This is a genomic window from Brevibacterium antiquum (assembly GCF_016107655.1).
In the GTDB taxonomy this organism is placed as follows: domain Bacteria; phylum Actinomycetota; class Actinomycetes; order Actinomycetales; family Brevibacteriaceae; genus Brevibacterium; species Brevibacterium antiquum.
Genome location: NZ_JABASX010000010.1, coordinates 115755 through 127940, shown reverse-complemented (window position 1 = coordinate 127940; position 12186 = coordinate 115755). Strand labels below are relative to the sequence as shown.

At 64.8% G+C, this 12186-nt stretch carries 11 protein-coding genes; 6 read left to right on the top strand and 5 right to left on the bottom strand.

The annotated features are described in order from the left end of the window. Positions 1-113 precede the first annotated feature (113 nt). The gene (locus JFC13_RS16350) at positions 114-275 is read right to left on the bottom strand and encodes a hypothetical protein (protein WP_198398111.1); all 162 of its coding nucleotides are present in this window, start codon (positions 273-275) and stop codon (positions 114-116) included. Between the two features lie 52 nt (positions 276-327). Continuing rightward, positions 328-1035, bottom strand: a complete 708-nt coding sequence (locus JFC13_RS16345; RefSeq protein ID WP_198398110.1) for a TetR/AcrR family transcriptional regulator — start codon at positions 1033-1035, stop codon at positions 328-330. Positions 1036-1082: 47 nt separating this feature from the next. Between JFC13_RS16345 and JFC13_RS16340 the strand changes: the two genes are divergently transcribed. Both JFC13_RS16340 and JFC13_RS16335 read left to right on the top strand, forming a co-directional pair. Then, positions 1083-2504 carry a flavin-containing monooxygenase gene (locus JFC13_RS16340; protein ID WP_198398109.1) on the top strand — a complete coding sequence of 474 codons (1422 nt, stop codon included), beginning with the start codon at positions 1083-1085 and terminating at the stop codon, positions 2502-2504. Continuing rightward, positions 2501-3325, top strand: coding sequence for an SDR family oxidoreductase (locus JFC13_RS16335; RefSeq protein WP_198398108.1), 825 nt, complete (start codon positions 2501-2503; stop codon positions 3323-3325). Before JFC13_RS16340 ends, JFC13_RS16335 begins: the two co-directional genes overlap by 4 nt. 6 nt (positions 3326-3331) lie before the next feature. On the opposite strand, the gene JFC13_RS16330 is transcribed toward JFC13_RS16335, so the two are convergent. Next, positions 3332-4567: a threonine/serine exporter family protein gene (locus tag JFC13_RS16330; RefSeq protein ID WP_198398107.1), complete on the bottom strand. Its 1236-nt coding sequence runs from the start codon at positions 4565-4567 to the stop codon at positions 3332-3334. 127 nt (positions 4568-4694) lie between these two features. Further along, positions 4695-6317 (bottom strand): GMC family oxidoreductase, encoded by a 1623-nt coding sequence (locus JFC13_RS16325; protein ID WP_232488702.1) that lies wholly within the window; start codon positions 6315-6317, stop codon positions 4695-4697. A 211-nt stretch (positions 6318-6528) separates the two neighbouring features. On the opposite strand from JFC13_RS16325, the gene JFC13_RS16320 reads away from it, so the two are divergent. Continuing rightward, a complete protein-coding gene (locus JFC13_RS16320; RefSeq protein ID WP_198398106.1) occupies positions 6529-6711 on the top strand; it encodes a muconolactone Delta-isomerase in 183 nt (60 codons plus the stop codon). Positions 6712-6738: 27 nt separating this feature from the next. Here the strand turns inward: JFC13_RS16320 and JFC13_RS16315 are convergent, their stop codons facing one another. Then, complete coding sequence (locus tag JFC13_RS16315) at positions 6739-8700, bottom strand: primary-amine oxidase (RefSeq protein ID WP_198398105.1); 1962 nt, start codon at positions 8698-8700, stop codon at positions 6739-6741. Between the two features lie 101 nt (positions 8701-8801). Here JFC13_RS16315 and JFC13_RS16310 point away from each other — a divergent pair, with 101 nt between their 5' ends. From JFC13_RS16310 to JFC13_RS16300, 3 genes are all read left to right on the top strand, one after another. Further along, a complete protein-coding gene (locus JFC13_RS16310) occupies positions 8802-9431 on the top strand; it encodes a TetR/AcrR family transcriptional regulator (protein ID WP_198398104.1) in 630 nt (209 codons plus the stop codon). A gap of 45 nt (positions 9432-9476) precedes the next feature. Beyond that, a complete protein-coding gene (locus tag JFC13_RS16305) occupies positions 9477-10493 on the top strand; it encodes an AraC-like ligand-binding domain-containing protein (RefSeq protein WP_198398103.1) in 1017 nt (338 codons plus the stop codon). 133 nt (positions 10494-10626) lie between these two features. Further along, on the top strand, positions 10627-12132 hold the full coding sequence (locus tag JFC13_RS16300) for an APC family permease (protein ID WP_198398102.1): 1506 nt from the start codon (positions 10627-10629) through the stop codon (positions 12130-12132). Positions 12133-12186: the final 54 nt, after the last annotated feature.

Genomic DNA, 12186 nt, shown 5'->3' with positions numbered 1-12186 from the left:
AGCCCCGACGAGGCTGGAGACGATGAAGATCCGCTCGGGCGGGAACCGATCGGCAATCCCGGTCGCCGCGCTCAGCAGTGTCCCGGCGATGAAGCCGACCTGGGTTGCGGCGATCAGTCACCCGAACTGCGCCGGTGTCGACCCGAGCCATGATGAGAGGCCGTCGACGGCGCCGCTGGGCTGAACCACAGGGAGGTGCCGAACCACTGTGCGAGGACGATGGCCAGGATGGCGGCTCCTGCGCCCCGCCCCAAGCCCGATTGCGAAACAGCCATTGTTCCTCTCCATCGATCCCGGGTTCGTGGTTCGACCAAGGATTCCATGGTGTCATGCGCCGCAGGTCGGGAACACCCCGTGGGCACGGAGGGCCACCTCGGCGATGCTGGTGAGGAATTCGGTGGTCGACGTCCGCTTCTCCACGGGGGTGTGCACGCGCTGCACCAGGGCTTCGGTGATCCCACCGACAAGAATGAGGCTGGTCAGCTCGGCACTGTCCGCCCCCGACAGCGCGCCGTGACTCGGCAGATCATGGGCTTTCTGGAGATGAGCGACCGCAGCATCGACGGAGGCCGCCAGCATCCGCATCGTCTCTCGTCGCCTGGCCTCGAGGGAGTCGTTGACGCCGACGGCCTCGACCTCGAGAACGCGAGCCTTGCGCTCATCGCCCAACATCGGCATCAGCGCGGCGGACACGACGTGGACGGTGGCGTCGAGGAGACTCGCGCCAGTCGGGATGGTCAGCGTCGCCAGGGCCTCGACGATCTCCTGGTTGAGGACGACGTAGAGCTGCTCGAGGAGCGACTCCTGAGCGGTGATCGACTCCTGCTGCGCATCCGATCTGCGGGCTGGGAAGAGTTCATAGAAAGACCGACTCGAGACCCCCGACTCGTGACACAGCGCCTGGATCGACGTTCCGCGAAAGCCCAGCGTTCCGTACAGTTCGAGAGCGGCTTCGAGAAGCCTTTCCCGGCGGGCCCCATCACGGTCCGTTCGTGAAGTCCCACGCCACAGTCCCGCAGGTTCTCGAAAGTTCATGACTCCAGTGTAGTGAAAATTTTGATTTTCAATGGCAGTATTGTGACATGCCTTACAGCGTCAGACAGAAACATCGAGCCCCAGAGATCACCGCAGAGATCCGACCAGACCCCGCACTGCCGCGGGTCTGTGTCATCGGCGCCGGAGCCTCGGGCCTCGCTGCAGCCAAAGCCCTCTACACCGCGGGCGTTCCCTTCGACTGCTTTGAGAAGGGCACCGAATTCGGCGGCAACTGGCTCTTCGACAATCCCAACGGCGTCAGTGCCTGCTATGAGACCCTGCAGATCAACACCTCGTGTCCTCGCATGGCCTTCTCCGATTTCCCGATGCCCGCCGACTATCCCGATTACGCCAGCCACGATCAGGTCTACGCCTACTTCCGCGACTATGTCGCCCACTTCGGCTTCGGCAACACCATCACATTCAACACCGAAGTCACCCATGTCCGCCGAGGTGAGCGCGGCGGTTGGGATGTCGACATCCGTGCCACCGGCACCGGCTCCGCCGCCGAATCTGTCGAGACTGCAGCGACCGAGACGCGCCATTACGACGCCGTGATGGTCGCCAACGGCCACCACTGGGATGCTCGCTGGCCCGACCCCGGATACCCGGGCCACTTCGACGGCGAGCAGATCCACGCCCACGACTACCGCAGCGGAGACCAGCTTGAGGGCCGCGATGTTGTGGTCGTCGGTGCGGGCAACTCTGCGATGGACATCGCCGTCGAGGGTTCTCATCGGGCGCGCAGCGTCAATCTCTCGATCCGCCGGGGCCAATGGGTCCTGAAGAAGACTCTCTTCGGAATGGCCGCCGATCAGATCGCCCTGCCCAGCTGGGCTCCCTGGTGGGCCACGAGCGCTCGCCTGCGCATCGCCGCGATGCTCTCCGGAGGACTGCGAAAATACGGCCTGCCCACTCCGCCCCATACACCCGGCCAATCGCATCCGGTGCAGTCGGACGCAATCAGGGACCGCCTCGGCGCCGGTGCGATCACGGTGAAACCGGGCATCGAACGACTCGAGAGTGACCGGGTGGTGTTCACCGATGGAAGTGAGGCGCCGGCCGATCTCATCGTGTGGGCGACGGGATATCGGGTGAACTTTCCCTTCTTCGATCCGGACCTCATCTCCGCTGAGGGCAATGACCTGCCGCTGTTCAAGCGCATGGCCCATCCCGACCGTCCCGGCCTGTTCTTCATCGGTCTCCTGCAGCCGGTCGGTGCTGTCATGCCTCTGGCCGAGGCTCAGAGCAGGCTGGTCGTCAAGGAGCTCACCGGCGAGTACGAACTGCCGAATCGGCAGGAGATGACCAGGCGCATGCGCGAGGACGATCGACGAAACAAACGGCAGTTCTACGATTCGCCCCGGCACACGATGCAGGTCGATTTCGACCACTATCTGTTGGAACTGAAACGTGAGATGCGAACGGGGCGACAGCACGCTCCTCGCAAGGGAAAGGTGACGGCATGACTGACAAGCGCGCACTGAGCGGCCAGGTTGTGGCCATCACCGGCGGAGCCCGAGGCATCGGGCGGGAGATCGCCGCCGGCTTCACAGCCGCCGGGGCGAACGTGGCCATCGGCGACATCGACCTCGATGCGGCGCGGGCAACCGCTGCAGAGCTGGGGATCCAGGCCAGCAGACTCGACGTCACGGATCCCGCCTGCCAGAGTGCTTTCCTGGAAGAGGTGACGCAGGAGCTGGGTCCCATCGACATCTTCGTCTCCAATGCGGGTCTGATGTGGGTCGGTCCCTTCACCGAGGAGCCTGAGGCTGCGGCCCGGGCACAGATCGAGGTCAATCTGCTCGGCGTCATCAACGGCATCAAGGCCGCGGCACCGGCCATGCTGGCCAGGGGGCGCGGCCACCTCATCACCGTGGCCTCGGCGGGATCGATCCTGCCCATCCCGGGAGAGGCGACCTATGGTGCCACGAAGCACGGAGTGCTCGGATACCTCAAGGCCATCCGCGCGGAGATGCGCGGCACCGGTGTTCAGGTCACGGCGATCATGCCCGGAGTCGTCGACACCGCGCTGGCGGCAGGAACCTCCAGCGGTGCGGCCAGGCTGCTCACCCCCACCGAGGCGGCGCGTGCCGTTGTCAAGGCCGCTGCCAGACCGCGATTCGAGGTCACCGTTCCCGGGTTCATCGGCCCGGCCGTCAAGGTGGCCAATCTGCTGCCGACTGCGATCCGCGATCGGCTGTTCAAGGCGATGGTGCCCAACCAGCTGCGGGCGCGCAAGAACCAGAGGCAGAGCTACGAGGCCGCGTTCGCTGACCCGAAGCGCTGATGGGCCTCAGGCGACGATCTCGTCCTTGGGTTCGACGGCGTGAGCGATGGTCGCGCCGATGACGGTGCCGATGGCGATCGAGAAGAATGTTGCGCCGGCCGCGAGCAGGCCGCCCGCGACACTGCTGCCGTCGCCGAACTCGAGCTGCGAGGCATTGAGCAGGCCGAACGAACCGGGCGCGACGATGAGGAATGCGGGAACGTAGCTGATTCGCCAGATCGGCCCGCGGGGCAGGCGGGAGAGGATGACGGCCACCAGTGAGGCGGTCAGTGCTCCGGCAAGACCACCCACGGCGGCACCGAACTCGGCTCCGAAGCCCAGCTGTGCCAGTGCGGCGGCCGCGATCGTGAGAACGATCGGCAGCGTGTGCTCGAGCGGGGTGTACAGGTAGACCATCAGCCCGATGGTGGCGGAGAGGACACCGAGGGCGGAGAGCTGCCAGGCCGAATCGGTGAGCTGAGTGTTCCGCAGCGCTTCGGCCCCGGTGCCGGTGATCGCGGCGGCGCCGGCGACTCCGGCGATGAACATCGCCAGCTGCACCGTGGCCGAGACGAGCCGTGAACTGCCGGCAGAGAGTGCTCCGGCTGAGATTTCGGTCAGCCCGGTGACCACGGCGCTGCCAGGAAGCAGCAGCGCGAGAGTCGCGACGATCGTGCGCAGGGGACTCTCAAGCCAGTCGAGTCGGTAGCCGATGAGGACGATGACGGAGACGATGAACGCCGAGCTCACCGGCAGCAGCGGGCGGAGATTGGGCCAGCGACCGTTGACTGCCAGGATGCCTGCGACGATGAGCGAGCCGAAGGCCGCGAACGCCAGATTGATCAGACCGGGCTCGAGCAGCAGACACAGTCCGATTCCGATGGGGACGGCGCCGAGGTGGGAGAGCCAAACGGGCCACCGCGGCAGCCTCGCGTGGACCTCGATTTCGATCATCCGTCCCGCGGCCCCGACCGAGAGCCGCCGCGCCCGCAGTGCGTCGACGATGTCGAGCAGCTTCGCCGTCTGATCGAAGCGCAGGTCGGGACCGATGCGTTCGAACTTCGTCGAATCCCCGGAACCGGATGTGAGGAACAGTCCACGGGGGAGGGCCGCGACGCGGAGCTTGCTGATGCCCAGTGTGCGGGCAAGGCCGGTCAGAGCATCCTCGACGTCGACCGAGGAGATTCCGCCCGTGAGCAGCCCGGCCCCGATGGTGACCAGCAGCTCCTGGGAGTCCTGCGTCGAATCGCTCGCCTCGGACACGCGTGCCCCTCTCGATCGCAGTTCGGTCGACGGATTCGAAGACTATCAGCCCCCAACTGCTACCTGACGGCGGCCCAGCAACTTAGCGCGAGGTTGCTGGGCCGCCGTCAGGTAGCAGTTGGGTGGGTCAGGGGGCGGTGATCCCCTCGACGGAGGAGCCGACGAGGACGGCAGCCGCGCGTTCGGCGATCATGATCGTCGGGGCGTTGGTGTTGCCGGTGGGCACCTGCGGCATGATCGAGGCATCAGCGATGCGCAGGCCCTCGAATCCGTGGACCTTGAATGACTGCGGGTCGACGACGGACGTCTCATCCTGTCCCATCCGGCAGGTGCCGACCTGGTGGTGGTAGGTCACGACAGAGCCGCGAACGTAGTCCTCGAGATCCTCATCGGCCACCTCGGGGCCGGGGAAGATCTCTGTGGGCTGCCAATGTGCCAGGGCCTCGGCGCGTCCGATCTCCCGGCACTGCTTCACCGAGGCCACGAGGGCATCGACATCGGCCTGTTCGGACAGCACGTTCGGGTTGACCAACGTCGGGTCCTGCGGGTTCGGCCCACTCAGAGTGACCTCACCATGGCTCTTCGGCCGGACGAGCCCGCCCTGCAGGGTGAAGCCGTTGTCCGGTCCCGTCTGCACGTTCGGCGCGGAGTCCTGGGCGTACATCGGCACGGAGAAGAACAGAGGTTGGGTGTCGGGCACCGGAAGGTCCGGGTCGGACTTCCAGAACAGATGCACCTCGGCGGGGGCGACCTCACCCATCGGCACGGGCTCGGAGCCGGTGGTGAAGATGACCGGGGAGAGCCAGTGATCCTGGAGGTTCTTACCCACGCCCGGCAGGTCGTGGATCGGTTCGATCCCGACCTCGCGCAGCTCATCGGCGGGACCGATTCCCGAGCGCATGAGCAGTTCCGGTGAGGCCAGCGCCCCCGAAGTGAGGATGACTTCGTCTGCGTTCAGCGTCCCCACCCGTCCGCGGAAGTCGACCTCGACGCCGGTGATCTGCGTGTCCTCGGTGAGGAGACGACGAACATGTGTCGACGTGAGGATCGTGAGATTCCCATCGCCGAGGCGGGGCTTGAGGTAGGCCCGCCACGTGTTCAATCGCTTTCCGTCGCGGACGTTGAGTTGGATCCGGGAGATGCCTTCGACGCTGCCCGAGTTGTAGTCGGGGTTGTAGTCGAGGCCAGTCTGCTCACCCGCTGCGACCATGTCCTCCTGGATCGGGTTGCGTTCGTAGCCGGTGCGCACATCCATCGGGCCATCGGTGCCGCGTGTCTCTGTGATCTCACCGTCGTAGGTCTCGATGGCTTTGAACACCGGCAGGACCTCGTCCCAGGACCAGCCGGGGCAGCCCGATTCGACCCACTGCTCGTAGTCCCAGGCATCGCCGCGGACCCAGATCACAGCGTTGAGGGCGTTGGAACCGCCGAGGACCTTGCCTCGCGGCAGGTGGATCTTGCGATTCATCGCGCCCGGCTGCGGGGTCGTGTAGTAGTCCCAGTCCTGAGCTGAATGCCAGAGCAGGCCCAGGGTGTTGAGGTGGTCGATGTTCGGGTTAGTCTCGTCCCCGCCGGCCTCGATGAGGCAGACCTTCTTGCCGGCGTCGATGAGCCTGCGGGCGATGACGCACCCGGAGGATCCGGCACCGACGACCACATAGTCGAAGTCAGTGTCGGGCAGTTCGGTGGGGAAGTTCTCACTGTGCTCGCTCGTCGAGCCGGCGCTGTTCTGTGCAGTTGAGGCGTTCATGACGCCAGGCTAGTGACCTGGCTCACGAGACAACAGCGGTGGGGGCGGAACTCTGCACGCACACTCAAGCGGGACCGCTGTCTGTGCACGGAGGATCAATGCGGGAAGCTCGTTGTGGGACGGCCGAGCTGTCCCCAGCAGCAAAGCCCTATAGTGGCCATCGAATCACCCATTCAGACAGAGCAGGAGGCACGAATGCTGACGCGGAATCATGAAGGGCATCTGGCGCATCGTGGGAGAGTACTCCAATATCTCGATCTACGACGTCGATGACCTCGACTTCCTCCACGCGACCTTCCAGGGCTTCCCGATGTTCGCCTATATGAACGTCAAAGTCACACCCCTGGCGAAGCACCCCAACGCGACCACGGACGACTTCTTCCGCCAGCTCTGAGCTGCGCGGGGGCACCGCGCAGCAGTCTCACCCCTCGCAGCAGCCGCCGTCGGATCCTTCGCAGTGTCCACCCGAGGCCGGCGCAGGAACATCAAGGACAGGGGAGCGGTCGAAGAACCCTTCCGGGCGCAACTTGAATCCGACCGTGTCCACGGGCATGATCGGCCAGTCCTCGACCCGCGGGAAGTGTGTGAGGCCGAAGCTGTGCCACACCACGATGTCCTCACCGTCGACGCTGCGGTCGGCCTCCGTCCAGCTCGGCAGCCCCGCATGGCCGGGATGCTGGTTCGGGAAATCACCGGTCGGATAGCGTTCGTCTTCGTGATACTGCGAGACCCACAGCGCCTTCGACGCAAACGTCGCCCGCCGGTGAACCGAGGAATCCTCGGCGGCCAGCAGAGTCGGCAGTCCCGTGGGATGAAGCTTGTACCCGACAGGTTCGCCGAGGCGGTTGACCGACTCCGGATTCGACACCACCCAGGTCCGAGCTTTCGACTGATCCGCATCGCGCTGGGCCTCACGCTCAGATCGCAGCACCGTGCGTTTGCGGCTGAATGCGTTGCCGCGCGGATTGGTCTCGGAGACCGGCAGGCGCACCACGTCCTCCTCTTCGACTCGGCACTTGCCGCCGTCGAGGGCGAAGTCGAGACGCGCCCCGAAGAGATGCTGATGGAACGGAGCACCCAGCCCGGGCGCGATCTCCGAGGCGAAATCGCTCGATCCGTCCGGCAGTGCTGAGGTGAACACGACTCCCGTGGCCTTGGCCTCGAACTCGATGGTGCCGTCGAGGTAGAGGTACCAGTAGAAGCCGTAGTCGTAGTTGCCCACGGTGGTGAAGAAGGAGACGACGAAGCGTCGGTTGCGTCTGGTGTAATCGACACCGGACCACAGGTCCGAGTGCTTGGCCAGGATCGAGGCATCTTCCTCGTGCATGCAGACGCCGTTCTTGATCTGCCGCGGTTCGCCGAGGTTGTTCACCACCCACGGGGAGAGGTAGGTGATGTCACCGAGGCAGTCACACCCCAGTTCGAGTGAGTTCGCGCATTGCCCGACGAGGTACTCGCCGGTGTCGAAATAGTTCTGCCAGGACCGCACCGGTGAGGGATCGCCGTAGGGCACGACCATTTCCGCGATGGCGGCACGGTCGAGGATCGTACGGGTGCGCTCGCCGTCGGTGAAGGCGATGTTGTGGAGGATCAGACCTTCACGCATGTCAAAGCCGACATCGAGTGACCATTTCTCCCACTCGATGTGGTTGCCCTCGGACAGGGTGAAACTCGGGCCTTCGGGCTGGGTGATTTCGATCGGCTTCTGCGTGGTGCGCATCGGACCGGTCAGTTCGGGGTCGGTGTAGTTCCCGTGCTCGGCAGGCACCGGAACATTCTCGAGGTCGAGGATCTGATCGACTGACTTGTTCGTGACATCGACATAGGCGACGAGGCCGTCGATCGGGTGCGCCCACGCGGAATCGGTCTCATGCTGCTGGTGGAAGGCGAGGCCCCGCAGGATCCGCCGGCCACTCTCCTCCGGGTATTCGAAGACGCCCGCGGACAATGGTGCCACACGCACCTGTTCGACAGGCAGGCCGCGACGGGCGAGGATCTCCTGCCACTTCGGGTCCGCGGCAAGCACCTCCTCGACGATTCCGAACTCCTCCTCCATGACGGGGAACTCACCCTCGCTCGTGGAGTCCACTTCGGTCACGGAATCGACCCGGGCATGCGTTGCGGACACGATGATGTCGCGGGCCGTGCCAGCGGACTTGTCGATGATGAAGGCACGGAAACGGCGGTCCACCTCGGCGGCGGTGCGGGCCTGGCCGCGCACGGGATCGAGCAGTCCGACGTAGGCCATGCGCGCCTCGGCGGGGAAGTGCCCGGCCTCGCGCAGCACGGTGGTGACGGTCGCGATCTCATCCTCGGTGGGCAGCGAGCGTGGGGTGAGGATGCTCCGAGGGGGCGGCTCGGCGGGAGTGGAATGGCAGGACATGTGTGCACCTTTGCAATGAAATGTGTGTGCTGACTCACGTAATAACCTACACTTGTAGAAATTAAAGTCAAGAGCCGCCGCTGAAGTGAACCGGAGGACGTATGCCCAAGATCGTCGATCACGACCAGCGTCGGCGCGAACTCGTCGAGGCGACCCTGAGGATCATCGTCAGGCAGGGGCTTGCCGGGGCGACAATGCGCGATATCGCCGCCGAGGCGGGCTTCGCCAACGGTGCGATCAAGTCCTACTACCCATCCAAGTCCGACCTGCTCGCGGCCACCTACCTGTTCGTCTTCGATGCCACGAATCGCCGCGTCGAGTTCTCGACCTCGCACCTGCGAGGGGTCGACGCTCTGCGTGCCTTCGCTTCGGAGGTCCTGCCGATCACGCCCGAGCTCCACGACGAGGCCAGGGTCGTCCTGTCCTTCTTCGCCGAGGTGGCCCAAAGTCCCGATCATGCCCGCACCACGCGCGAGACCATGGCACGGTGGCGGACCTGGATTCTCGGTTGGCTCGGTCAGGCCCGTGATGATGGTGATTTGGCCGCCGAGGTGGTCCTCGAGCCCGCGGCCGATGTCCTCCTGACATATCTGCTTGGTGCCCAGACCGCCGCGATGATCGGTGGTGAGACCGTCGACTTCGCGGGCTTCCGTGCCCAGCTCGACTATGTCATCGACCGCATGTCGGCCGCAGCGCTGAAGGACAATGACCAATCGGTCGGTAAATCCTGAAGTGCTCGTGACTCCCCGCTCGGTTGGGGATAGAGTGAGCGCCAAGTGATCGCCGACGCAGAGGTCGACGATCGGTCGTTTCTGCAGAGGACGAAGATGTTACTTGAGAGCACAGCATCGGACTTCGATGGATGGAAGTCCCTCGTCTCGGACTCGTTCGTGCCGTTGGACACAGAGCCCCAGCGCCGCGGCGGATTCCGGGGAGCAATCAGCGCGCGCGATTACGACTCCGTCGTCATGTCCCACATCTCTGCCAATCCTCACGCGGTGCTGCGGACGCCGAACCTGATTGCTCGCGGTACTGACACCGACTCCAACGGCTCGGCCCCGAGCCCGGACAGCTACTACAAGGTCTCACTCCAGCTCAAAGGGCACGGGCTGCTCATCCAGGACGGTCGAGAGGTGTCCCTGGCACCCGGCTCGCTGGCGATCTACGACACCTCACGTCCTTATACCCTGAGCTTCGACTGCGACTTCTCCTCCTACGTCATGATGTTCCCGCAGTCGCGGGTCAATCTGCCCGCCGACACCGTCGGCCAACTCACCGCGACCTCGATCGGCGCTGAGCATCAGCTCGGTGCGGTCGCCACGCAGATCATCACCCAGGCCGGGGCCATGCTGCCCACTCTCAACAGGGCGGTCGGGATCCGGCTGGCCGGCAACGTCGTCGACCTGCTCACCACCGTCATGGCCGATGAGCTCACCGAGGCGAGGGAAGCGCCGGGGGAGAGGCAGCAGCTCTGGGCGGAGATCACCGAATACATCGAAGCGAACCTCGCGGATCCGCAGCTTTCGCCCTCGACGATCGCCGCCGCACACTTCATGTCCGTGCGGGCCCTCCACCAGATCTTCGAAGGCAGCGGCGAAACGGTCTCCGGAGAGATCCGCAGGCGCCGGATCGCCCGCTGTCGCCTGGATCTTGCTGACCCGCTGCAGGCTCGGGTGCCCGTCGCCGCGATCGGGGCCCGCTGGGGACTGAGCGATCCTGCTCATTTCTCCCGGCTCTTCCGCAGTGTTGTGGGCCGGCCGCCGGCCCAGTACCGCAGAGGCTGCCTGGGCTGAGGCGATAGTCGGCGTGATCCGAGGCGCACGTGAAGACTGCGTCGAGAGTCAAGCGGAGTGCTTCCAAAGCCAAGACATGGCTGGCTTCGGTGCGAGATCCTGAACAGACAATCTTTTCTGTTAGGTGGATCACATGAGCGCGCACGGAATCCTCGGCACCGGCGCCGAGGCGGAAGGCACCACTGCCTCGAGTCACTCAAGGGCAGGTCTCGGGGCGAGCCGGATCGGAACGTCGGCGCTCGTGTTCATGATCATCGCCGCCTCGGCGCCCCTGACCGTGGTCGCCGGCGGTGTCCCGAGCAATTTCGCGGTCACCGGTCTCCTCGGAATCCCATTGTCGTTCGTCGTCCTCGGCATCATTCTCGTCCTCTTCGCGATCGGGTATGCGGCCATGAGCCGACACGTGCACAATGCCGGTGCCTTCTTCGCCTACATCTCCAAAGGGCTGGGAAAGCCCGTGGGGATGGGAGCCGCTCTGACGGCTCTGGTCGCCTACAACTCGATGCAGATCGGCATCGCCGGAATGTTCGGCTTCGTCTTCTCCTCCTTCCTCGATTCCCTCTTCGGTCTGCAGGTCGCCTGGTGGATCTGTGCGCTCATCGCCTGGGTGATCGTCGGACTCATGGGCATCAGCCGTGTCGACTTCTCTGCGAAGGTCCTCGGGATCATCGTCGGCACCGAGTTCCTCGTCGTCATCGTCTTCGACATCATCGGTTTCAGTCACAGTCCCGAAGGCGTCACCGCCGACGGACTGCTGCCCGACCAGCTCTTCGCGCCCGGGGTCGGCGCGGCACTGGCATTCTCGATCGCGGCGTTCATGGGCTTCGAATCCGGCGCGATCTACAACGAAGAGGTCAAGGACCCCAAGCGCACAGCAGGCCGGGCGACGATCATCGCTGTGAGCATCATCGCCGTCTTCTACGCGTTCTCCGCCTGGGCGATGACCGTGGGCGAAGGCGCTTCGAGCGTCGTCGGACGGTCTCAGGAGTTCGGTCCCGATCTTATGTTCGTCTTCCTCGGTGAGCATGCCCCGGTATGGTTCGTCGACCTCGCGAACCTGCTCTTCCTCACCTCGCTGCTGGCCGCGCTCGTCGCCTTCCACAACATCGTGGCGCGATACTTCTTCGCTCTCGGCCGTGATCGGGTGCTGCCGACCTTCCTCGCCAGAACCTCCCGCCGAACGGGTGCACCCGTTGCCGGGTCTCTGGCCCAGTCAGGGATCGCTCTCATTGTCATCCTCGTCTTCGCATTCATCGGGGCCGGCAGTGAGGATCCGCTCTTCCCTGTTGTCACCCTCTTCACCTGGCTGACGAACATGGGGGCCTTCGGACTCGTCTTGCTTATGGCGCTGACCGCGCTGGCCGTGGTCGGATTCCTGCGCTCTCACTCACGCGAATATTCGTTGTGGACCAGGGCGATCGCACCAGGGCTCTCGGCGCTGGGGCTCATCGTTCTGTTCATCTCCATCGTCATCAACTTCAACGTCCTCATCGGCCTCGAAGGCACCTCGGTGCTCTCCTGGCTGCTGCCCGCCATCGTGCTTGTGCCCGGCATCATCGGCACCGCCTGGGCCCTCGTCCTCCGGGCGAGGCGCCCACAGCTCTATGCAGGTGTCGGTTCAGGTGGAAGCCTGGGATGAGACCTCGCCATACCCACCCCATGACCACACGATCCACCCCCGAAAAAGGAGAAT